Genomic DNA, 21,658 nt, shown 5'->3' on the forward strand with positions numbered 1-21,658 from the left:
CACGGACCTCTTTCCCCGGACACCGGCGGGCGGATCCCACTTCTCTTCCGCCCGCCGGTACTCCAGTCCCTGACGGTTCGCCGTCGCACCATTCGTGCCACCGGAGGTAGCACCCATGGAACCCGTGATCATCGGGCTCGTGCTCGGAGGGCTCTACGCCCTCCTCGCCCAGTCGTTCGTGCTGACGTTCATCACCACCAGGACCCTCAACTTCGCCCTCGGCGAGTTCGTCGCCCTCGGCGCGTTCGCCACCCTCGCGGTGGCGTCGTGGGGCTGGTTGCCCGACGTCGGCAAGGTCGTCGTCGGCGTCCTCGTGGCGGGCGTGGTCGGTGCCTTCGTGCACCGCTTCCTCATCCTTCCCTTCACCACGCAGGGCGAGCACGACGTGCGCTGGCTGCTGTCGTCGGTCGCCGTCTCTTTCGTGCTGCTCGACCTGATCACCAACGTCGAGGGCCCCTCGCCCCAGCGCAGCGACACCGCGCGGGTCAGTGGCACCGTCGACCTCTTCGGCACCGGCGTCAGCAAGCAGCAGCTGCTGCTCGCGACCCTCGCCGTCGTGATCTCGCTCCTGCTGATCCTGGTCACCAAGCGCACGCCGATGGGCCTGGTCATGCGCGCGGTGTCCCAGGACCCCGAGACCGCCTCCCTCATGGGTGTCTCCCCGCGCCGCGTCGGCATGGGTGCGTACGCCGCTGCGATGGGCCTCGCCGGCCTCGCCGGTGTGCTCTACGCCGCCACCGTCGGTGCCTCGCCCGTCATGGGTGAACCGCTGCTGGTCGCCTCGATCGCCGTCGCCATCGTCGGTGGCCTCGGCTCACTGTGGGGCCCGCTCCTCGGCGGTGCTTTGTACGGCGTCCTGAGCCAGTTCGCCAGCTACCAGTGGGGAACGATCTGGGGCGAGACCGCTGGTCTGCTCCTGGTGATCGCCGTCCTGGTGTGGAAGCCCGAGGGACTCCTCGGCCGTCGTACGGAGGTCAAGCTGTGAGCACCATCGAGCACGAGCCCGTGACCGCGGACGCCGGGGACGGACCGGGTCGTCACGCCGGGAGGTCGCCGTCCGGCGGCGAGGGCCGACGCCACGTGCGCAACGCGATTCGTCGCGACCTGGTCTTCGCCGGTCTGGCGATCCTGATCGCCGTCGTCGCGATCCTGCCCGGCCGCAGCGGCGAGGGCACCTCCATCTCGACCATGCAGCTCATCGCGAGCATGTCGGCGATGATCGTCGCCGCCGTCGGCCTCAACCTGCTGGTCGGCTACACCCGTCTCGTGTCCCTGGGTCAGGGCGGCTTCTACGCCCTCGGCGCCTACGGCAGCGCCTACCTGGCGCTCGACAAGGGCTGGAACCCGGTCCTCGCCATCGTCGGCGCGCTGACCTTCTGCGCCGTCGTCGGTGCCGTTGCCGCGATGGCGACGATGCGGATGCGTGGACCGCAGTTCTCGGTCATCACCCTGATCCTCGCCGTGCTCATCGAGCGGATCCTCAACGAGGGCAACGCCTTCGGTCGGCTCGCCGGCTACCCGAACTTCGCCCAGCACGACACCACGGTGATGAAGCCGATGACGGTGTTCGGCGTCGAGCTGTTGCCGCCGATGATCGCCGGCGAGGTCGCCACCGTCATGGTGCCGATCGTCATCATCACCGCGATCGTCGTGATCCTGTCGCGCAACATCGCCCGCTCCCCGTGGGGCGCCTCGCTCAGCGCGATCGGTGAGAGCGAGATGCTCGCCTCCCACCTCGGCGTCGACGTCGTACGCCGCAAGGTGGCGGTGTTCGTCCTCGCCTCCGTGCTCGGTGGCCTGGGTGGCGTGATCGCCGTGCAGGCGTTCGGTCACCTCCAGCCGGAGACCTTCGACATCTTCTTGACCATCACGATCGTGCTGGCCGTCGTGTTCGGCGGCAGCGGCACGATCCTCGGCCCGGTCGTCGGTGCCATCGCGATCGTCTGGCTCGAGCAGTCCGACGCCCTGAACTCCGTCTCGCAGTGGCAGCAGGACACGCTCTCCGACGCGTGGTTCCTCTCCTCGCACGGCCTGCTCGGCGTGCTGTTCATCCTCACCCTGTTCCTGATGCCGCGCGGCATCGTCGGCAGCATCGGTCGGCTGATCACGGCCCGCCTGCGTGCCCGCGAGATCGACGCAGCGGACGCCTCCGGTGGCCTCGAGCACACGGACGAGGAGCTGGTGCCCACGGCAGAGCCCGTCGACACCACCGGTGCCCTGCTCGCCCTCACCGGGATGAGCAAGAACTTCGGCGGCCTCCAGGCCGTGGCCGAGATGGACCTCGTGGTCGCCCCCGGCCAGGTCCACGCGATCATCGGTCCGAACGGTGCCGGCAAGTCGACCCTCGCCAACCTCGTCACGGGCGTCTACAAGCCCAGCGCGGGTACGGCGACGCTGGCCGGTCGCGACATCACCGGGCAGCCGCCGCACAAGGTGGTACGCGCCGGGGTCGGCCGTACCTTCCAGACGCCGCAGCTCTTCCACGACGCAACGGTGCGCGACAACGTGCTCGCGGGCTTCCCCGACACGGGTCGTACGCCGCTGTGGTCCGCCGCCCTCAAGACGCCGGGGCGCTACCGCCGCGACGCCGAGATGCGGGTCGAGGCCGACCGCCTGATGGCCCTCGTCGGGCTGTCCGACGTGGCCGACCTGCGAGCGAGCGAGCTGCCGTACGGCAAGCAGCGTGCGCTCGAGATCGCCCGGGCACTGGCCGGTCAGCCCGAGCTGATCGTCCTGGACGAGCCGGCTGCCGGCCTGATCGCCACCGAGACCGCAGGTCTGGGTGACCTGCTCCTGTCCCTGCGGGCGCAGGGCTACGCGATGGTCGTCGTCGAGCACCACATGGACCTCGTGTCCCGCGTGGCCGACGTAGTCACCTGCATGGACCAGGGCCGTCTGCTGGCCCGGGGCACTGCGGCCGAGGTCCTCGCGGACGAACGCGTGGTCGCGGCCTACCTCGGCAAGCCACACGAGACTGGAACGGAAGGGGGCCACTGATGAGCCTCGTCGTCGACACCATCGAGTCCGGCTACGACCGGGCCCCCATCCTCACCGGCGTCAGCCTGCGGGTGGACCCGGGCGAGATGGTCGCCGTCGTCGGTTCCAACGGCGCCGGCAAGTCCACTCTCGTCCGCACCATCAGCGGCCTGCTGGCCGTGCGTTCCGGCGCCATCACCGTCGATGACGTCGCGATCACCAAGCTCGCCCCTGAGCGCCGCGCCCGCCGTGGCGTGGTGATGGTGCCCGAGGGCCGCAAGCTCTTCCCGCAACTCACCGTCGGCGAGAACATCGCCATGGGTCGCCGCGCGGGCAGGGGACGTACGTCGGGGGAGGACCCCGTCGACGCGCTGCTCGACACGTTCACGATCCTGCGCGAGCGGTGGGGACAGCAGGCCAGCCTGCTCTCCGGCGGCGAGCAGCAGATGGTGGCGTTGGTCCGCGCCGTCGCGGCCCGTCCGCGCTACCTCCTGCTCGACGAGCCGTCCCTGGGCCTGAGCCCGCTGAAGACGCTCGAGGTGTTCCAGCTGATCGAGCTGGTGCGCGAGCGCACCGGTGCCGGGATCCTGCTGGTGGAGCAGATGGCCGACCAGGCACTCGCTGCCTCGGACCGTGCCTACGTGCTCGAGCACGGCAAGGTCGCCATGGAGGGTGACGCCGCGACGCTGCGTGCCTCCGACGAGATCCGCCGCGCCTATCTCGGCGTGGCCTGAGAGGACTGACGTGTTCGACCCGACCCCGCGCGGTGCCGCGCTGATCGAGACCATGACGTCCTTCCTGGCGGAGCACGTCTACCCCTCCGAGGAGGAGTTCGAGGCACAGGTCCGCGCTGCCGGCCCCGGCCGGGAGCAGCCTCCCGTGCTGGAGCAGCTCAAGAAGACCTCGCGCGAGCTCGGCCTGTGGAACCTCTTCCTCCCGCACGCCGAGCCCGGCCACGAGCCGCTCAGCAACCTCGACTACGCCCGCATCGCCGAGCTCTCCGGCCGCAGCCTGCACCTCGCGCCGGAGTCGATGAACTGCTCGGCGCCCGACACCGGCAACATGGAGCTGTTGTCGATGTTCGGCACGCCCGAGCAGAAGGAGCGGTGGCTCCAGCCCCTCATGGAGGGGACCATCCGGTCGGCGTACGTCATGACCGAGCCGCTCGTCGCCTCCAGCGACGCCAGCAACATCGAGACGACCGTCGAGCGCGACGGCGACGAGTGGGTCATCAACGGCCGCAAGTGGTGGATCTCCGCCGCCGCGCGCCCGCAGTGCGAGCTCCTCATCCTGATGGGTGTCACCGACCCCGACGGAGACGCGCCCCGGCACGCCCGCCACAGCATGGTCCTGATCCCGAAGGACACCCCCGGCGTCACGATCGAGCGGGACCTCACCGTCCTCGGCTACGACCCGTTCGAGTCGCATGTCGAGATGGTCTTCGACAACGTCAGGGTGCCGGCGACGAGCCTGCTCGGCGACCCCGGCGCGGGCTTCGCGATGTCCCAGGCGCGTCTCGGCCCCGGCCGGATCCACCACTGCATGCGGATGATCGGGGCTGCGGAGCGCGCGCTCGAGCTGATGATCGCGCGGGCCAAGGTGCGCAGCACCTTCGGTTCGCCGCTGTCGGACCGTGGCGTCGTGCGCGAGTGGATCGCGGACTCGCGGATCGAGATCGACCAGGCGCGTCTCTACACGCTCTACACCGCACACCTGATGGACACGGTGGGCAACAAGGCCGCCGCCAGCGAGATCTCCGGCATCAAGGTCGCCGTACCCAACATGGCCTCGCGCGTCATCGACCGCGCCATCCAGACCTTCGGTGGCGCCGGGCTCAGCCAGGACTACCCGCTGGCCCGGATGTACGCCGAGACCCGGATCGTGCGGATGGCCGACGGTCCCGACGAGGTGCACCGTCGCGCCGTGGCGCGCACCGAGCTGCGTCGCCACGAGGACGCCGTCACGCCGGCGCCGCACGGGGTCGCTGCGCACCTGGCGCATCTGACCCGCCTCTGAGCCGGGCCCAGAGGGGCAGCGGGCCACACCGCGCTTGTAACTACGTGTTCGTGTTGACCCCGCCCTGTCACAGCACCCGGGTAGGTGCCACAGCGCCGAGGTGGATGACGCCGATGGGCCGCGGATCGCCGCGGCCCATCGGCGTTGCCGGTGTCAGGCGCCGCCGTACAGCGATGGTCGAGTCCGTGGTGGTGCGCACAGAGCTACCCGGGTGCTGTGGCACCTGCCCGGGTGCTCTGACGTGACCCTCGTGACATGAACACGTAGTTACAAGGGCGCTCGGCCTACTGCCAGCCGCCGTCGAGCCGCAGCAGCGCCCCGGTGGCGTACGACGACGCGCCGGTCGCGAAGAAGAGGACGGCACCGACGACCTCGTCGGGAGTGGCACAGCGGCCCAGCGCGATCTTCTTCTCCATCTCCTCCTGCAGGCCCTCGGGCCAGTTGCTGGAGATGTCGGTGAGGAAGGCGCCCGCCTGGATGGTGTTGACCCTGACCTTCGGGCCGTAGGCCTGCGCGAAGCCCTCGGTGAGGATGTGCAGCCCGGCCTTCGCCGCCGCGTAGGGCAGGGCGTGGGTCTGCACGCGGATCGCCTCGATGGAGCCGATGTTGATGATCGAGCCGCCGTCGGCCGCGGCCATTCGCTCGCCGATCACGGCGGTCAGCCGGAACGGGCCACGCAGGTTGACGCCGATGACCTTGTCGAAGAGGGACTCGGAGACCTCGGACAGGCTGGGGTAGAGCGGGGAGAGGCCGGCGTTGTTGATCAGGACGTCGACCTGGCCGAGCTCCGCGTAGACCGTCTCGACGAGGCGGTCGCAGTCCTCCCATGAGCTGACGTTGAAGGCGACCGGCAGGGCGCGGACGCCGTACGCCTCGCGCACCTCGGTGGCGACCTCCTCGCACGCGTCGAGCTTGCGGCTGGCGATCACGACGTGGGCGCCGCGGGCGGCGAAGGCGTGGACCATCTCCCGGCCCATGCCGCGGCTGCCCCCGGTGACCAGGACGACCTTGCCGGCGAGCTCGTTGGGTTCGGTTGCGGAATTCATCGGTTCTCCTCGAAGGGTGGGGCTCGTGGGGGTGGTCAGCGGGGTGCGAGGTCGCGGGCGGCCTGGCGCGGGTCGATGCCGGGCACCGGGAGCAGGTTGCTCACCGGCACGGTGACGCCGTGGTCCACGTAGGCCTGGATGCCGGCGCGGATCTGGTCGGGGCTGCCGTGCAGGACCAGCTCGTCGACGACGTGGTCGGGGATGGCGGCGGAGGCCTCGCGACGTTCACCGGCGGCCCACAGCTTCCACATCGGCTCGAGGTCGTCGCGTCCCAGCCACTCGTGGAAGGCGCGGTAGACCGGCACATTGAGGTAGGTCGCGATCAGGCGGCGTCCGATGGCGCGGGCGACCTCGGCGTCGTCGGTGGGGGCGACGAGGACCCGCGCGACGACCTCGCGCGCCCCGGGTGCGGTGATGATCGGGGCGACCCGGGCGACGTCGCCGGCGGAGAGCCAGTTGATGACCGCGCCGTCGGCCTCCTCGCCGGCCAGCGCGAGCATCTTGCCGCGCAGCGCCGCCACGACGATCGAGGGTCGGGGCGCGTCGCCGAGCACGTCGATCCGTACGCCCTTCAGGGCGAAGGTGTCGTACGCCGCCTCGACCCGCTCGCCGTCGAGGGCGGTCCGCAGGAAGCGGACCAGGTCGCGGGTGCGGGAGAGCGGGCGGTCGAACTCGATCCCGTTCCACTGCTGGACGAGCACGTTGGAGGACGCGCCGAGCCCGAGCGTGAACCGCCCGGGTGCCGTGGCGGCAAGGGTCGCGGCGGTCTGCGCGAGCAGGGCCGGGCCGCGGGTGAAGGCGGAGGCGATCGCGATGCCGAGGTGGGCGTGCGTGGTGGCGCCCGCAGCGATGCCGAGCGGCGTGAAGCCGTCGGTTCCCATGCCCTCGGCGGTCCAGAGGTCGGTGTAGCCCAGCGCCTCGAGCTCACGGCAGACGTCGGCCTGCTGGGGCAGGGGGACGCCCTCGAGCGGGATCGTGGTGCCCCAGCGGGGGGTCGCGGTCATGCCGCCTCCTCGGGTTGTTTCAGGCATTTGCTTTAAACCGAACGTTCGCTAGGCTAGGTGATGCACGCCACGCCCGCAACCGGCCGAGGAGAAGCTCATGAGTCTGGCCCGCAACGTCTACGGCATCCTCGATCGATCCGCCAGCAGCAGGTACGGCGACCAGCCCGCCTTCGGCTTCGAGGGCGAGCAGCGCACCTTCGTCGAGGTCCGCGACCGAGCCCTCCAAGTGGCTGGCGGACTCGCCCGCGCAGGCATCCGCCCCGGCGACAAGGTCGCCGTGATGATGGGCAACCGGTTCGAGTGGATCGAGGTCTTCTTCGGCCTCTCCGCGCTCGGTGCCGTGTGCGTCCCGGTCAACGTGCTCCTCACCGGTCCCGAGATCGAGCACGTGTGCCGCGACAGCGGTGCCCGCACGCTCGTCGTCGACGAGATCGGCGTGCAGAGCACGGCCCGCCTCGACGTCACCTTCGACCTGGTGGTCACCGTCGGCTCCGCCGCCGCTCCACAGGGTGCCGCCGCGACGTCGTACGACGACCTGGTCGCCGCCGGCGGCCTGCCGGACGACCACGTCGGTCCCGGGCTCGACGACCCCTTCATCCTCTACTACAGCTCCGGCACCACCGGTCTGCCGAAGGCCGCCGTGCACACCCACAACGGCGTGCTGTGGAACGCGTTCGGCCAGGTGCAGGGCCTCGGGCTCCAGAAGGAGAACAGGTACGCCGTCATCCCGTCGTTCTCGTGGGCGGCCGGCTTCCACAACCTCGTCATCGCGCTGGTCTGGATCGGCGGCTACTCGCAGGTGCGCCCCACCGGCGGTGCGTCGATGGAGAGCATCGTGGAGATGGTCGAGGAGCACGCGATCACCCACGTGATGCTGGTGCCCAGCCTGCTCCGCGAGCTGGTCGGCCGACCCGACCTGATGAAGCGACTCTCCGACAGCCCGCTGACCTGGATCGTCACCGGCGCCGAGCCGGTGCCCGTCACGGTCATCGAGGGCGTCTGCCGCGGCATCCCCGGCGTGGACGTGTGCCAGGGCTACGGCCTCTCGGAGTTCCCCACGATCACCACCGTGCTGATGGCCGACGAGGTCTTCGACCACGAGGGGTCCGCCGGTCGCGCGCTGCCGCACACCGACCTCGCGGTCCGCGACTCCGAGGGCGTCATCCGACGCGAGGGCACGGGCGAGCTGCTCGTCCGCTCGCTGGCCACGATGGCCGGTTACCACGAGCGTCCTGAGCAGACCGCCGAGGCGTTCCGTGACGGCTGGTTGCACACGGGCGACCTCGTCGAGCTCGACGCGGAGGGCTTCATGACGGTGGTCGGACGCACGAAGGACATGATCATCTCCGGTGGGCTCAACGTGTACCCCAAGGAGATCGAGGACGTCATCGCCCGGATCCCCGGCGTCGTCGAGACCGCCGTCGTGGGCATCCCGCACAAGCGCTTCGGCGAGACCGCCGTCGCGATCGTGGTGACTGACGACCCCGACTTCGACGTCAGCCAGGTCGACGTCGAGTGCGCGGAGCACCTCGCGTCGTACAAGAGGCCGCGCCGCACGATCGTGCGCACCGAGCGGCTTCCCCGCAATGCCAACGCCAAGCTCCTGAAGCGCGAACTGCGTCCGTGGGCGGCCGAGCAGATCGTGTCGGAGTCCGTCGTTTCCTGAACCCGGACCGCAGGGATGCCAGACTGACGCTCGTCGTGGAGCAGGTCGAGACGAAGGGGGAGTGCCGTGGCCCGGCCCAGAGGGCAGTCGCGCAACAGCCGTGAGGTGCTGGTTGCCGCAGCGGTGGAGAACTTCACCACGCTCGGCTACCACGGCACGTCGATGCGGGACGTCGCGCGCACCGCGGGCGTCACGGTCGCCAGCATCTACCACCACTTCGCCTCGAAGCAGGAGATCCTGCAGCACGTCATGATCACCACGATCACCGACGTCCTCGGCGCCACCCGACGCGCTGTCGACGAGGCCACGGCCGACGGCCGCACCTCCCCGACCGAGCGGCTCGAGGCCCTGGTGGACGCCTGGATGATCTTCCACACCACCCGCCAGGCCGACGCCCTCATCGGCGCCTCGGAGATCCGCAGCCTCGACGAGGCCGGACGCACCGTCGTCGTCGGCTACCGCGACGAGCAGGAGGCGCTGTTCCGCTCGATCATCGAGGACGGCGTCAGCAGCGGGGCGTTCGCGACGAACTACCCGCGCGAAGCCGCCCGGGCGATCATCGAGATGGGCTACTCCGTGTCGTCCTGGTACCGCATCGGCGGCGAGCTGAGCCCCGAGGAGATGTCGGTGCGCTACCGGGAGCTGGCGCGGGGGACGGTCGGGGACGTGTCGCTGGCTGCAGCGTCGGCGGGGAAGCCGGTGAAGAAGGTGGCGGCGAAGGCCTCGGTGAGGGGTCCGGCGAAGAAGGCTTCCGCTGCGAAGACTGCGGCGAAGAAGGTCAGTGCCCCGAAGCCGGCATAGCTCGGGATCTGCTGGGTGGGTCTGAGGGCGCGGATTCGGCAGTTTCACCGCTTAGGCGGTGAAACTCCCCCTGAGCACATGAAACTCCGTGTGCCCAGAGGGAGATTCGTGCGCCCAGTCCGGCAGTTTCACCGCCTAAGCGGTGAAACTGCCACCACCCCACCGCGGCGCACGCTTCTCAAAAAACGCAGCAATCCCCTCAGCAGGATCCGGCGAGCTCGCCAACGTGGCGATCGCCTTGTCGGTGGCGGTCCAGCCGATGGCCTCGGCGGGGCCACGGGAGTCGTGCAGGGCCCGCAGCGAGGCGGCGACGGCGTCGGGGGAGTTGCGGGTGATCCGCGCAGCGAGGGCGCGGGCGCCGTCGAGTGCTCCGCCTGCGTCGGTCAGCACGTTGACGAGTCCGACCTGGTGGGCGCGCTCGGCGCCGATGGGGTCGCCGGTCAGCAGGAGCTCGGCGGCGATCGCCGGCGGGATCCGGTCGGCGGCGCGGAACAGGCCGCCGCAGGTCGCGACCAGGCCGCGGGCGACCTCGGGCAGTCCGAAGCGGGCCTCGCGGCCGGCGACGACGAGGTCGCAGGACAGCACGACCTCCATGCCACCGCCGAGAGCGGCCCCTTCGACCGCCGCGATCAGGGGCCGGGTACGACGACGCCGTACGACGCCGTACTCGCCGCCGCGGTCCGTCGCCGGGCTCACGCCTTCGTGCAGGTCGGTGCCCGCGCAGAACGCCGGACCGTTGCCGGCGAGGATGCCGACGTGCAGGCTCGGGTCGTCGTCGAGCTCGTCCAGTGCCGCGGACAGGGCGTCGGTGAGCTCACGGTCGAGGGCGTTGCGCTGTGCGGGTCGGTTGAGGGTCAGCAGCAGCACCCCGCCCTCGCGGGTGACCTCGAGGACGGTCACGGACGTTCGACCCGGATCACCAGGTCCTCGAGCTCGGCGCGGGAGGTGCGGAACGCGTTGACGGGGTGCTCGGTCGCGGGCCGACCGAAGGACACGCCGCAGACCACGACGCGGTCCTCGGGCAGGTCGAGCAGGCTCCGGATCTTGTCGGAGTGCATCGCGATCGCACCCTGGGCGATGGAGCCGATCCCGAGGTCCAGCGCGGCGTTCATCAGGTTGGCGACGTAGCCGCCTGCGTCGATCGCGCCGTACGTGCCGTGCTCGCGGTCGGTCGTGATGATCGCGGCGTGGGGAGCACCGAAGAACGTGAAGTTCTTCAGCATCTGCTCGGTGCGGGCCTCGAAGTCGGACCGCTCGATGCCGAGGCTCTCGTAGAGCGAGAAGCCGGCCTCGCGCCGACGCTCGTTGTAGACGCCGCTGTAGGACGCCGGGATGGGCATGTCGGCCACGCCGGCCGCTCCGGACAGGACGTGGGCGTGGAGCTCCTTGCCCAGCCACTCGGTGGCATCACCCGACAGGAGGTGCACCTGCCAGGACTGGGTGTTGCACCAGGAGGCCGTGCGCTGGGCCGTCGTGAACAGCTCGGTGAGCACGTCCTCGGGCAGCGGCTCGGGGAGGTACTCGCGGCAGCTCCACCGGTTCGCCATCAGCTCGTCGAAGTTCATCGGTCCATCCTCACAGTCGGTCGAGACCACTCTGCAGCAGCAGGGGTACGGCGTCGCCGGAGGTGTCGAAACCCTCTCCGTGTGTCGCGCCTGCACGGTAGCGGTGGTCGATTCCGGCGGCGATCACGGCCAGCTTGAAGTAGGCCAGCGCGAGGTGCTCGTCGAAGTCGCGGAGCGGCACGCCACCTGCCTTCTCGTACGACGTCGCGAGGTCTTCCACCGACGGCATCCGGTCGCTGGTCCAGGCGGCGGGCTCGCCGACGATCAGGTCGAAGGTCGGGTCGCGGTAGACGCACATGTTGGCGACGTCGGCCACGGGGTCGCCGATGGTGGACAGCTCCCAGTCGACGATCGCGGCGATGCTGACGGAGGGGCCCTCGACGCGCACCAGCGTGTTGTCGAGACGGTAGTCACCGTGCACGATGCCGGTCTCGGCCTGCACGGGCAGGCGGTCGGCGAGGGCGGTGGAGAGAGCCGTGGCGAGCTTGCCGACCTCGGGCGAGAAGCCGTCGCCGAGGATCTCCCACTGGCCCGACCAGCGCTTGTGCTGCCGGGCGGCGTACGCGTCGGGGCGACCGAACCGCTCGAGACCGATCGCGACGTGGTCGACGGCGTGCAGCGCGGCGAGGGCGGCGCTCAGCGCGTCGATCGCTGACGCGACCTGCGTGTCGTCGAGGTCCGCCAGCTGCTCCTGGGTCTGGATGGTGCGACCGTCGACGAAGCCGGAGATCGCGAACGGTGCGCCGAGGAGCTCCTCGTCCTCGTGGAGGACGACGGCCGGGGGCACGGGTACGGCGGTGCGCCCGACAGCCTGGATGGCGCGGAACTCACGGGCGACGTCGTGCGCCGAGGGGGTGCGGCCGGCACGCGGCGGGGTCCGCATCACCCACGAGGTCTGGTCGTCGTCCAGCCGGTAGGTCAGGTTGGACCGACCGGCGGTGAGGAGTCGACCGCGCAGCGGACCGACCGGGACGGTGCCGGCCCGGGCCATCACGGCGGTGATGCCGGCCAGCTCGGTGGGGGTGAGCTCGCTCATCGGGTGATCTCCTTGACGGCGCGGCGGGCCAGGGCCCAGCGGTGCACCTCGGACGGGCCGTCGTAGATCCGGAACGGGCGGATCTCGCGGGCGATCTTCGCGACCGGCAGCTCGTGGGTGGTGCCGAGACCACCGCACAGCTGGACGGAGCGGTCGGCGATGCGGTGGAGCGCCTCGCCGGCGAAGGTCTTCGCGATCGAGGTCTCCTTGGCGGCGCGGCCGCCGTCGTCGAGGACGCGGCAGGCCTCCATCAGCAGGGCGCGGGTGGCCGCGATGTCGATCTCGTTGTCGGCGATCATCTGCTGGACCATGCCCAGGTCGGCGAGTCGGGTGCCGAAGGCCTGGCGGCCGGCGACGTGGGTGACGGCGACCTCGTGCGCGCGGCGGGCGGCGCCGAGCCAGCGCATCACGTGGGTCATCCGGGCCGGACCGAGCCGGATCTGCGCGCCGGCGAAGCCCTGGCCGACGTCGCCGAGCACGTCCTCGTCGGCGCAGAAGGCGTCGGTGAAGGAGACCTCGCAGTGCCCACCGATCATGGAGGTGTCGAGGCTGCGCAGGTGGCGCTCGACCTTGATGCCCTCGGTGTCGGCCGGCATCAGGAACATCGTGGCCCCGCCGGGGTCACCGATCGCCCCGCCGGTGCGGGCCATGGTGACGAAGAAGGCCGCGCCGTCGGCGCCGGTGATGAACCACTTGCGGCCGTTGACCACCCAGCCGCCGTCGACCTTGGTCGCTGCGGTGGCGAGCGCCGTCGGGTCGGAACCGGCGCCCGGGGAGGGCTCGGTCATCGCGAAGGCGGAGCGGACCTCGCCACGGGCGAGCGGTCCGAGGAAGCGCTCACGCTGGCTGCCGACCGCGAGGTGGTCGAGCATGTGCACGTTGCCCTCGTCGGGAGCGGCGATGTTGACGGCGAGCGGGCCGAAGAGCGAGTAGCCCGCCTCCTCGAAGACAGGTGCGCGGTCGACCATGTTGAGGCCCAGGCCACCGAGGTCGACGGGTGCGTGGGGTGCGAAGACACCGGCCTTGCGGGCGGCTTCCTGCATCGTGCGGCGCAGGTCGTCGCCGCCGGCGGCCTCGATGTCACCGTCGTACTGGTCGTCGAGCGGGATGACGGTGTCGCGGATCAGGGTGCGGGTGCGGGCGATGACGTCCGCGAGTTCGGGGTGGGACATGGGTTCTCCTGGAGCGTGGGGCGGGGCGGGCGGCGAGCTGCGTACGCCGTCAGCGGCGACCGAACAGGTCCTGGCCGATGATCTGGCGCATGATCTCGTTGGTGCCGCCGAAGATCCGCTGGATCCGGGCGTCCTGGTAGGCCCGACCGACCGGGTACTCGATCATGTAGCCGTAGCCGCCGTGCAGCTGCAGGCAGCGGTCCACGACACGGTTCTGCATCTCGGAGGCCCACATCTTGGCCTTCGCGGCGTCGACGACGGTGAGCTCGTCGGCGTTCCAGGCGAGGATCGCGGCGTCCACGAAGGCGCGGGTGACGTCGATCTCGGTGACCACGTCAGCGAGCTGGAACCGGGTGTTCTGGAAGTCGGCGACCGGCTGGCCGAAGGCGGTCCGGCTGTCGGTGTACTGCACGGTCGATGTCAGCACCGAGCTCGCTGCGGCGACGGCGTGGGCGGCGATCGAGAGCCGCTCCAGGGGCAGGTGGTGGACGAGCTGGCCGAAGCCGCCGCCGATGTCGCCGAGCACGTTCTCGTCCGGGACGAAGACGTCCTCGAAGACGAGCTCGGCGGTGTCCTGGCCGTGCAGGCCGACCTTCTTGAGCTTGCGGCCGCGGCTGAACCCGGTCATGCCACGCTCGATGACCATCAGCGAGAAGCCGCGGGAGCCGCCGTCGGGATCGGTGCGCACGACCGCGATGACGAGGTCGGCGTGGATGCCGTTGGTGATGAAGGTCTTCGCGCCGTTCACGACCCAGCCGCCGTCGACGCGGGTGCCGGAGGTACGGATGCCGCGCAGGTCGCTGCCCGTGCCCGGCTCGGTCATGGCGATCGCACCGATCGTCTCGCCGGCGATCATCGGGGGCAGCCACCGCTGCTTCTGCTCGTCACTGCCGATGCTGGCGATGTAGGGGATCGCGATGTCGTCCTGCAGCGAGAAGCTGGAGGACAGCGACGTCGCGTGCACCCGGGCGAGCTCCTCGAGCACCACGTTGCGGAAGCGGTAGTCGCGGAACTGTCCGGCGCCGCCGTACTCCACGGGGGCGCCGAGGCCGAGCAGGCCCTGCTTGCCCGCTGCGAGCCAGACGTCGCGGTCGATGAGCCGCTCGTCCTCCCAGCGCTCGATGTTCTCGACGACCTCACGGTCGACGAACTCGCGCACGATCGAGCGGAACTCGTCGTGGTCGGCGTTGTAGAGGTGGCGCTTCACGGCCGGCTCCTTCGTCGATAACTAAACGTTCGTTCGGTAAACGATACGATGGAGTCCCGAGTGCGTCAATCGCGTCCACCGACGGTGCGCGACGACCGGGGCGACGAAGGACGTGGGCATGGACGACATCGATTCCTGGGCGGCCTCCCTGCTGGCGGTCCACGCCGGTGCCGACGCCATCGAGCAGCTCCCCGGGCTGATCGACGAGGAGCAGGGGTACGCCGTCCAGGCCGCTGTCGCGCAGGGGCTCGGCCCGGTGGTGGGCCACAAGCTGAGCTTCACGACGGCCGACCCGCCGCCGACCGGGCTCGGCCGGGCGCCGGCGTACGGCCCCTTCGTGTCCGGTCAGGTCCGCGCAGGCAGGCCCGGTGCCGCGCCCATCAGGCTGGGTGGCGAGCCGCTCGTCGAGTGCGAGATCGTGATGCGGGTCCGTGCCGATCTCACGCCCGACCTCGACCTGGCGGCCCTCGCGGCGCGGGTCGACGTGGCGCCCGGGATCGAGGTCCCTGTCTCCCGCTTCCGTTCGTGGTGGCCCGAGGGCGGCGGTCCGCGACTCGACCGGCCCGAGTTCATCGCCGACGCCTGCCTGGCCGCGCACCTCGTCGTCGGCGACACCTGGGTGCCGGCGGCCGGTCGGGACCTGGCGGCGGTCGAGGTCGTGCTGACCGGGCCCGACGGCACGCAGCAGCGGGGCATCGGATCAGCGGTGATGGGTGATCCGATGCGTGCGCTGGCCTGGCTGGTCGAGGCCCTCGGTGGACTCCCGGCCGGACGGGTCGTGGCGACCGGCACGCTCACCGCGCCGGTGCGCGCCGAGCGCGGGACCTACGTCGCCGGCTTCACCGGACTGGGCAGCGTCGAGGTCACCTTCGGTGATGACTGACCCTCGCCCGACGGGTCAGACCGTCGCGTAGGACCTCATGGCCGCGAAGCGCTGGTCGATCAGGGCGGCGGCCCCGGACATCATCCGTTCGACCAGCTCGGCGCAGGTCGGGATGTCCTCGATGAGTCCCTGGGCCAGCCCGACCGACCACACCCCCGCCTCCGGGTCCCCGAGCTCGTAGACGGTCCGGCCGCGGATGCCGTTGACGAGGTGCTGCACGTCGGCGAACTCCCCGCCTGCCGCGAGGATCCCGACGGCCTCGCGCGCCACGGCGTTGCTGTGCACCCGGGAGGTGTTGCCCAGCGGGCGGAACAGGAGCTCGGTGTCGCGCTCGGTGGCGGCGACCATCGCCTCCTTGACACGGTGGTGGATCGGGGCCTCGGCGGTGCACAGGAACCGGGTGCCCATCGTGACGCCCTCGGCGCCGAGGGCCAGGGCCGCGACCAGGCCGCGGGCATCCGCGATGCCGCCGGCGGCGAGCACGGGGATGTCGAGCCGTGCTGCGGCCGCGGGGATCAGCACCAGTCCGGGGATGTCCTCCTCGCCGGGGTGGCCCGCGCACTCGAATCCGTCGATGCTGACCGCGGCGACGCCGGCCGCCTGCGCCTTGAGGGCGTGGCGCACGCTCGTGCACTTGTGGATGACCTTCACGCCGTGTGCGCGGAAGTAGTCCATGTACGGCGCCGGGTTCGCGCCTGCCGTCTCGATGGCCTTCACGCCGGACTCGACGACGGCAGCGCGGAGCTCGTCGTGGTTCACGGTGCGCATCGACGGCAGGATCGTGAGGTTCACGCCGAAGGGCTTGTCGGTCCGCTCGTGGACCTTGGCGATCTCGGCGGCCAGGGCCTCGGGATCGGGGAAGGTGAGCGCGGTCAGCATGCCGAGGGCGCCGGCCTCGGCGACGGCGGCGACCAGGTCCGCCGTGCCGACCCACTGCATCCCGCCCTGCACGATCGGGTGCTCGACGCCGAAGGCCTCGGTGAAGCGGGTGTGGAAGATAGTTGACATAGGTGTCAAGTTAGAGAATTGTGACGCCTCCGTCAACTCATGTGGGAAGGTGAGTCATGGCTCCGCCCCGCCACGTCCTCGTCATCGGCGCCGGTGCCATCGGTGGTCTGGTCGCCGCTCGACTGGCCGAGAATCCCCGTCTCTCGGTGACCCTCGGCTCCCGGTCGCCACTGCCCGGTCTCCGGTTCTCCGAAGCCGGACCCGATCCGGTCGACGTGCGGATCGCGCTCGACCCCGATGGTGTCCCGCCCGCGGACTGGGTGGTCGTGGCGACCAAGGCATACGACGCCACCGGGCTCGGCCGGTGGCTGGGTGCCCCGTGCTGCGCCGGCGCCCGCTTCGCCGTCGCGCAGAACGGCGTCGACCAGGTGGAGCGGATCGCCCGCTTCGTCGATCCCGCCCGCGTCGTACCCGCGATCGTCACCTACGGCGCCGAGCGCCCCGCGCCGGGCGAGGTGCTGCAGACGCTGGCGGGCCTCGTGCGGGTCCCGGCGGGCAGTCTCGGTGAGGACTTCGCGGCGCTGGCGCGCGGCTCGAGCCTGGAGGTCGAGGTCGTCGACGACTTCGTGACCGCGTTGTGGTCGAAGCTGGTCCTCAACCTGGTCAGCAACTCGCTCACCACCCTCGCCGACGTCGCAGTGCAGGAGGTGGCCCGCCGGCCCGCGCTGCGGCGGATCGCCGATGACCTGATCCTCGAGTGCTGCCTGGTCGGCCGGCAGGTCGGCGCCGACCTGGATCCCGACCGGTTCCGCCGGATGGTCGATTCCTTCGCCGACTTCCCGGACGCCCTCCACTCCTCGATGTGGCAGGACCGCCAGGCTGGTCGTCCCTTCGAGCACGACGCGATCAGTGGCGTCGTCGTCCGTGAGGGCGAGCGTCATGGCATCGACGTGCCCGTGGCCCGGACCGTCACGGCGCTCCTGGATGCGCTGAGCCCCGCGCCGGGGTGATATTTCTGTGGTCGACGAGGAGGAACAAGTGAGTGGTGTCGAACCCCAGCAGGCCCGGCGTGACCAGGGTCCGCTGACCGACCGCGGAGTGCAGCGTCGCGAGACGCTGCTCGCGGCTGCGCGCGTGGTCTTCGAGCGCCAGGGCTTCGTCGACACCCGGGTGAGCGACATCGTCCGCGAGGCGAAGGTCTCGCAGGGCACCTTCTACACCTACTTCGACACCAAGGACGCGATCTTCACCGACGTCGCCCGTGGAGTCATCGACTCGATGCTGCTGTCGATGGCACCGCCCGTCCCGGAGGCCGAGTTCCACGACCGGATCACCGACTCGGTCCGTCGCTTCCTGCACGCCTATCGGCCGAACGCCCGGATGATCGGGCTGATCGAGCAGGTCGGCACGTTCTCCACCGAGCTGCGCGACCTGCGTCTGGACCTGCGGGAGACTTTCGTCCGTCGGACCCAGCGCGGCATCGCCCGGTTGGTCGACGCCGGCGTGACCCGCCCGGAGATCGACGTCGAGTACACCGCCGAAGCTCTCGGGGCGATGCTCGAGTACACCTGCTACGTCTGGTTCTCGCTCGGCCGTGAGTTCGACGAGGAGCGCCTCGTCGCCACGCTGTCGGACATCTGGGTCCAGGCGCTCGCGCCCACCCGCTCCTGAGCGGATCACCGCGCGACCCCTCGGGGACATTTCCCGGATCCCCTTGACGATTCGGCTGGTGATGTGGCTCACTGTCATTCAGTGACGGTGTGTCAGCGAGATTCAGGGGTGGATGATGGCGAACTATCGTGAGCCAGCCGGCTCGGGTGGTCCGGGTCGCGGCACCATGCGCAGCCAGTACAAGGCGCAGACTCGTCAGCGACTGGCCGAGTCGGCCATCGCGGAGTTCGAGGAGCGCGGCTACGTCCAGTGCAAGATCGAGGACATCGCCAAGCGCGCGGGGACCAGTCGGGCCACGTTCTACGTCCACTTCGTCGGCAAGGCGGAACTGGTCGAGAACATGTGGGACGTGGTGCGTCGATCTCTCCTGGTGCTCTACCGCGACCTGGTCCGGATGGAGTCTCGGGGGCTGGTCGACCTGACCGAGTGGTTGGACCGTACCTACGCCTTCTATGCCGAGAATCGTCAGCGTCTGCTGGCAATTCACGAAGCGATCGCCGTTGAGGAGTCTCTCGCGCTTGCGTACGGCGAGCGGGTGACCGAGCTCGCCAGGATGGTCGCGCCGTTGGTGCGTGCCGAGCTCGGCGACCCGGACGACGTCGCCCTGGGGCGCGCTGCGCTGCTCACGGTGCAGCATGAGCGCTTCTGCTTCCTGTGGATCCTGCGCGGCATGCCCGCGGGCAAGGACGAGGCGATCCGTGCCATGGCCGAGCTGTGGTTCGAGCAGATCGGAACCGGCCCCGCCGCCGCGGGGAACAACTGAAGTCTCCCCGGCTCAGGGCTTGACCTGGTGAGTGACGGGGCCCACACTTGACGCGCACATCAAATTGATACGAGTGTCAACTTCGAACCACGACAAACAGTGAGGCTGAAACAGTGAAGATTCAGGACGTCAGGCTGACCTCCTTCCGCATCCCGCTTCCGGGCGGGCTCGAGGAGGTCATGATCAAGGGCCAGTCGATCGCCCCCTACGTGACCGACTTCCTGGCCGTGGAGGTCGTCTCCGACGAGGGCCTCGTCGGCGAGGCGATCAGCCCCTACGGCGGGCTCAGCCTCGGCCACTCCATCGCCGACCGGATCCGGCCGTTCCTCATCGGCAAGGACCCGGGCATGCGGGAGGCCATCTGGCAGGAGCTGTGGACCCTCGACCGCCTGCTCTACACGACCCAGTTCGCGATCGGCACCGTCGACCTGGCGATCTGGGACCTCTACTGCAAGTCGATCAACGAGCCGCTCTACCGCGTGCTCGGCGGTGTCCGGGACAAGGTGCCGGCCTACGCGAGCGGCATGACCCTGCCGACGCCCGCCGGGTTCGCCGAGGACGCCCTCAAGTACAAGGAAGCCGGCTACCAGGGCTACAAGCTGCACGTGAAGGGGGAGTGGAAGGAGGACATCGAGGCCTGCGCCGCGGTGCGCGAGGCGGTCGGTCCCGACTACACCCTGATGATCGACCCGGCCGGTGCCTACAACCAGACCCAGGCGCTGCGCGTGGGCCGGGCGCTCGAGGAGCTCGACTTCCACTGGTACGAGGAGCCGCTGCGCGACTTCGACATCCACGGCTACAAGATGCTCGCCGACAAGCTCGACATCCCGGTCATGGCGCTCGAGGTCATCCCCGGCGCGGTCTACTCCAAGCCGGAGTACATCGTCGAGCGGGCCGTCGACATCGTGCGCGGTGACATCTCCTTCACCGGCGGCGTCGGCCAGGTCATGAAGACCGCCCACCTCGCCGAGGCGTTCGGACTCAACATGGAGGTCCACACCAACGCCAACAGCCACATCGACACCGCGCACCTGCACTGCATCGCGGCGATGAACAACAGCGAGTTCTTCGAGCAGCTCGTCCCGGAGCGGTTCTTCCACTTCCCCGCCTGTGAGCCCACGTCCATCGACGCCGAAGGCTTCGTCCACCTCCCGGAGGGCCCCGGCATCGGGCGCCCCCTGGACTGGGACTACATCAAGGCGCACAAGGTCGCCGAGCTCTGATCTCGGCCCCGATCTCGGAACCCATCGCCATCCGCCGACCGGTCACGCATCGCACCGGGTCCGGTCGACGGAACGGCAACTCCCGAAAGGAACTGCAGGAATGAAGGTACGCAAGGGCATTGCCGCCCTCGCATCGGGTGTCCTCCTCGTCACCATGGCGGCATGCGGGGGATCATCCTCGGGCTCCGGTGACGGCGACGACACGTTGAACGTCGCCTACCACCTGGCTCCGGGGTCGCTCGATCCGCTCGAGATCCCGATCTGGCAGCTGACGACGTACACCGAGCCGATGTACGACGGCGTCACCCGCATCGACACCGACGGCCTGGTCCAGCCGATGCTGGCCACCGAGTGGGCGTTCACGGACACCACGCTCGACCTGACCTTCCGGGAGGACGTCACCTTCCACGACGGCACCCCGTTCAACGCCGAGGCGTTCAAGGTCAACATCGAGCGTCTGCTCGCGGCCAAGGAGTCCCCGGTCTCCAGCATGTTCCGGGCGGTCAAGGGCGTCGAGGTCACCGGTGACCACACCGCTAGCCTCCTGCTGAACGAGGTCGACTCGTCCCTGCCCGCCGCGCTCGCCGACCGGGGTGGCCTGATGGTCAGCCCCAAGGCGATCGAGGCCGGCACCGACCTGGCCAACGCCGAGGCGGGCTCCGGCCCGTACGAGCTGACCGAGTACAAGGTCGGCGAGAAGGCCGTCTACGAGAAGTTCGACGGCTACTGGGACGAGGCCGCCGCCGGCACCGAGCGCATCGAGATCGACGCGGTCGGTGACGGCCAGGCGCGACTCAACGGCGCGACGTCGAAGAAGTACGACATCACCTACCTGACGCCGTCGCAGTACGACGCCGCTGCCGCCGCTGGTCTGGAGGTCGAGGCCAAGGCCGGGACGTGGTTCATCAACATCTTCACGAACCGTCAGCGCAGCAAGCTCAGCGACGTGAAGGTGCGCCAAGCGGTCGCCCACGCGATCGACCGCGACGCCATCTGCAAGGCGGTCTACTTCGACCACTGCCAGGCGACGTCGTCGATCTTCGCGAGCGACTCGTGGGGCGCCTCGCCCGAGGTCACCCCGGACTACTTCGCCCACGACATCGCCAAGTCGAAGGCGCTGCTGGCCGACGCAGGTCTGCCCGACGGCTTCGAGTTCACCATGCTCTTCGCTGCCGGTGCCGACCCGTACCCGCAGTTCGCCGAGCTGCTGAAGAGCCAGCTCGCCGAGGCGGGGATCACGCTCAACCTGAAGCCGGTCGACATCAACCAGCTGTCGCCGATCTACTTCACCGAGAAGAACGCCGACGCGATGCTCGGTGGCGGCGGACAGGTCGCCGATCCGGGCCAGTCGCTGCAGAAGGAGTTCGAGTCGGGCAGCACGCTGAACCCCAGCGGTGACGCGCCCGGTGGGCTGGACGCGGTCATCGCCCAGCTCCGCGGGGCCACCGAGCAGGCGGACCGGGAGACCTACTCCCAGGCCGCCAGCCTGATCGCGGCCGAGCAGGTGCTCAACGTGCCGCTCATCCAGCCCGAGGTGCTGTTCGCCGTCAACGCGGACACCGTCTCGAGCTACACCCCGTCGTACGTCGGTGCCTACGCCCCGACCCGCGGCATCACCCTGAAGTAACCACCCCGGTCGGGGCAGCGGCGATCCCGCTGCCCCGACCAGGCTCCCGTCCGA

20 protein-coding genes are annotated in these 21,658 nt (G+C 70.1%); 12 read left to right on the top strand and 8 right to left on the bottom strand.

Annotated features, from left to right (window positions below; translation table 11 throughout):
* Positions 1-115: 115 nt before the first annotated feature.
* Genes ASE01_RS07115 through ASE01_RS07130 form a run of 4 tightly spaced genes read left to right on the top strand, consistent with a single transcriptional unit; the run spans position 116 to position 4,992 of the window.
* A complete protein-coding gene (locus ASE01_RS07115) occupies positions 116-985 on the top strand; it encodes a branched-chain amino acid ABC transporter permease (protein WP_056749493.1) in 870 nt (289 codons plus the stop codon).
* Positions 982-2,997 (top strand): ABC transporter permease subunit, encoded by a 2,016-nt coding sequence (locus ASE01_RS07120; protein ID WP_056749494.1) that lies wholly within the window; start codon positions 982-984, stop codon positions 2,995-2,997. Before ASE01_RS07115 ends, ASE01_RS07120 begins: the two co-directional genes overlap by 4 nt.
* Complete coding sequence (locus ASE01_RS07125; protein ID WP_056749495.1) at positions 2,997-3,710, top strand: ABC transporter ATP-binding protein; 714 nt, start codon at positions 2,997-2,999, stop codon at positions 3,708-3,710. The genes ASE01_RS07120 and ASE01_RS07125 overlap by 1 nt, the downstream gene beginning before the upstream one ends.
* 10 nt (positions 3,711-3,720) lie before the next feature.
* A complete protein-coding gene (locus ASE01_RS07130) occupies positions 3,721-4,992 on the top strand; it encodes an acyl-CoA dehydrogenase family protein (protein WP_235535899.1) in 1,272 nt (423 codons plus the stop codon).
* Between the two features lie 284 nt (positions 4,993-5,276).
* Here ASE01_RS07130 and ASE01_RS07135 read toward each other — a convergent pair whose 3' ends face one another.
* Both ASE01_RS07135 and ASE01_RS07140 read right to left on the bottom strand, forming a co-directional pair.
* Positions 5,277-6,038, bottom strand: a complete 762-nt coding sequence (locus ASE01_RS07135; protein ID WP_056749496.1) for an SDR family NAD(P)-dependent oxidoreductase — start codon at positions 6,036-6,038, stop codon at positions 5,277-5,279.
* Positions 6,039-6,073: 35 nt separating this feature from the next.
* A complete protein-coding gene (locus tag ASE01_RS07140) occupies positions 6,074-7,042 on the bottom strand; it encodes an LLM class F420-dependent oxidoreductase (RefSeq protein WP_056749497.1) in 969 nt (322 codons plus the stop codon).
* 97 nt (positions 7,043-7,139) lie between these two features.
* Between ASE01_RS07140 and ASE01_RS07145 the strand changes: the two genes are divergently transcribed.
* Positions 7,140-8,708, top strand: coding sequence for a class I adenylate-forming enzyme family protein (locus ASE01_RS07145; RefSeq protein ID WP_056749498.1), 1,569 nt, complete (start codon positions 7,140-7,142; stop codon positions 8,706-8,708).
* A gap of 66 nt (positions 8,709-8,774) precedes the next feature.
* Entirely contained in the window at positions 8,775-9,509 is a 735-nt protein-coding gene (locus tag ASE01_RS25410; protein WP_082605887.1) for a TetR/AcrR family transcriptional regulator, read from the top strand.
* 135 nt (positions 9,510-9,644) lie between these two features.
* Here ASE01_RS25410 and ASE01_RS07155 read toward each other — a convergent pair whose 3' ends face one another.
* From ASE01_RS07155 to ASE01_RS07175, 5 genes are read right to left on the bottom strand one after another with little or no spacing between them, the layout of a single operon-like run.
* On the bottom strand, positions 9,645-10,409 hold the full coding sequence (locus ASE01_RS07155; protein WP_056749499.1) for a crotonase/enoyl-CoA hydratase family protein: 765 nt from the start codon (positions 10,407-10,409) through the stop codon (positions 9,645-9,647).
* Positions 10,406-11,074 (bottom strand): nitroreductase, encoded by a 669-nt coding sequence (locus ASE01_RS07160; RefSeq protein WP_056749500.1) that lies wholly within the window; start codon positions 11,072-11,074, stop codon positions 10,406-10,408. The genes ASE01_RS07155 and ASE01_RS07160 overlap by 4 nt, the downstream gene beginning before the upstream one ends.
* Positions 11,075-11,084: 10 nt before the next feature.
* Positions 11,085-12,110 (bottom strand): phosphotransferase family protein, encoded by a 1,026-nt coding sequence (locus ASE01_RS07165; RefSeq protein ID WP_056749501.1) that lies wholly within the window; start codon positions 12,108-12,110, stop codon positions 11,085-11,087.
* Positions 12,107-13,282 carry an acyl-CoA dehydrogenase family protein gene (locus tag ASE01_RS07170; protein ID WP_056749502.1) on the bottom strand — a complete coding sequence of 392 codons (1,176 nt, stop codon included), beginning with the start codon at positions 13,280-13,282 and terminating at the stop codon, positions 12,107-12,109. The genes ASE01_RS07165 and ASE01_RS07170 overlap by 4 nt, the downstream gene beginning before the upstream one ends.
* 49 nt (positions 13,283-13,331) lie before the next feature.
* Complete coding sequence (locus tag ASE01_RS07175; RefSeq protein ID WP_056749503.1) at positions 13,332-14,489, bottom strand: acyl-CoA dehydrogenase family protein; 1,158 nt, start codon at positions 14,487-14,489, stop codon at positions 13,332-13,334.
* 118 nt (positions 14,490-14,607) lie between these two features.
* On the opposite strand from ASE01_RS07175, the gene ASE01_RS07180 reads away from it, so the two are divergent.
* A complete protein-coding gene (locus tag ASE01_RS07180; RefSeq protein ID WP_056749504.1) occupies positions 14,608-15,372 on the top strand; it encodes a 2-keto-4-pentenoate hydratase in 765 nt (254 codons plus the stop codon).
* Between the two features lie 15 nt (positions 15,373-15,387).
* Here the strand turns inward: ASE01_RS07180 and ASE01_RS07185 are convergent, their stop codons facing one another.
* The gene (locus ASE01_RS07185) at positions 15,388-16,380 is read right to left on the bottom strand and encodes an NAD(P)H-dependent flavin oxidoreductase (protein WP_056749505.1); all 993 of its coding nucleotides are present in this window, start codon (positions 16,378-16,380) and stop codon (positions 15,388-15,390) included.
* 56 nt (positions 16,381-16,436) lie between these two features.
* Between ASE01_RS07185 and ASE01_RS07190 the strand changes: the two genes are divergently transcribed.
* The 5 genes from ASE01_RS07190 to ASE01_RS07210 all read left to right on the top strand — a co-directional run bounded on the left by ASE01_RS07190 (position 16,437) and on the right by ASE01_RS07210 (position 21,604).
* Positions 16,437-17,330, top strand: a complete 894-nt coding sequence (locus tag ASE01_RS07190) for a ketopantoate reductase family protein (protein ID WP_056749506.1) — start codon at positions 16,437-16,439, stop codon at positions 17,328-17,330.
* Positions 17,331-17,358: 28 nt separating this feature from the next.
* Entirely contained in the window at positions 17,359-17,991 is a 633-nt protein-coding gene (locus ASE01_RS07195) for a TetR/AcrR family transcriptional regulator (RefSeq protein ID WP_056749507.1), read from the top strand.
* Between the two features lie 115 nt (positions 17,992-18,106).
* Positions 18,107-18,754: a TetR/AcrR family transcriptional regulator gene (locus ASE01_RS07200; protein ID WP_056749508.1), complete on the top strand. Its 648-nt coding sequence runs from the start codon at positions 18,107-18,109 to the stop codon at positions 18,752-18,754.
* 113 nt (positions 18,755-18,867) lie between these two features.
* On the top strand, positions 18,868-19,977 hold the full coding sequence (locus tag ASE01_RS07205) for an enolase C-terminal domain-like protein (RefSeq protein ID WP_056749509.1): 1,110 nt from the start codon (positions 18,868-18,870) through the stop codon (positions 19,975-19,977).
* 100 nt (positions 19,978-20,077) lie between these two features.
* Positions 20,078-21,604 (top strand): ABC transporter substrate-binding protein, encoded by a 1,527-nt coding sequence (locus ASE01_RS07210; protein ID WP_056749510.1) that lies wholly within the window; start codon positions 20,078-20,080, stop codon positions 21,602-21,604.
* The last annotated feature ends 54 nt before the right edge of the window (positions 21,605-21,658 follow it).

Origin of the sequence: Nocardioides sp. Root190 (genome assembly GCF_001428565.1) — a bacterium.
In the GTDB taxonomy this organism is placed as follows: Bacteria; Actinomycetota; Actinomycetes; order Propionibacteriales; family Nocardioidaceae; genus Nocardioides.

Coding starts and splice junctions, on each gene's coding strand:
- ASE01_RS07115 (WP_056749493.1), top strand. CDS start 116: ATGGAACCCGTGATCATCGGGCTCGTGCTCGGAGGGCTCTACGCCCTC.
- ASE01_RS07125 (WP_056749495.1), top strand. CDS start 2,997: ATGAGCCTCGTCGTCGACACCATCGAGTCCGGCTACGACCGGGCCCCC.
- ASE01_RS07135 (WP_056749496.1), bottom strand. CDS start 6,038: ATGAATTCCGCAACCGAACCCAACGAGCTCGCCGGCAAGGTCGTCCTG.
- ASE01_RS07140 (WP_056749497.1), bottom strand. CDS start 7,042: ATGACCGCGACCCCCCGCTGGGGCACCACGATCCCGCTCGAGGGCGTC.
- ASE01_RS07145 (WP_056749498.1), top strand. CDS start 7,140: ATGAGTCTGGCCCGCAACGTCTACGGCATCCTCGATCGATCCGCCAGC.
- ASE01_RS07160 (WP_056749500.1), bottom strand. CDS start 11,074: ATGAACTTCGACGAGCTGATGGCGAACCGGTGGAGCTGCCGCGAGTAC.
- ASE01_RS07165 (WP_056749501.1), bottom strand. CDS start 12,110: ATGAGCGAGCTCACCCCCACCGAGCTGGCCGGCATCACCGCCGTGATG.
- ASE01_RS07170 (WP_056749502.1), bottom strand. CDS start 13,282: ATGTCCCACCCCGAACTCGCGGACGTCATCGCCCGCACCCGCACCCTG.
- ASE01_RS07180 (WP_056749504.1), top strand. CDS start 14,608: ATGGACGACATCGATTCCTGGGCGGCCTCCCTGCTGGCGGTCCACGCC.
- ASE01_RS07185 (WP_056749505.1), bottom strand. CDS start 16,380: ATGTCAACTATCTTCCACACCCGCTTCACCGAGGCCTTCGGCGTCGAG.
- ASE01_RS07190 (WP_056749506.1), top strand. CDS start 16,437: ATGGCTCCGCCCCGCCACGTCCTCGTCATCGGCGCCGGTGCCATCGGT.
- ASE01_RS07200 (WP_056749508.1), top strand. CDS start 18,107: ATGGCGAACTATCGTGAGCCAGCCGGCTCGGGTGGTCCGGGTCGCGGC.
- ASE01_RS07210 (WP_056749510.1), top strand. CDS start 20,078: ATGAAGGTACGCAAGGGCATTGCCGCCCTCGCATCGGGTGTCCTCCTC.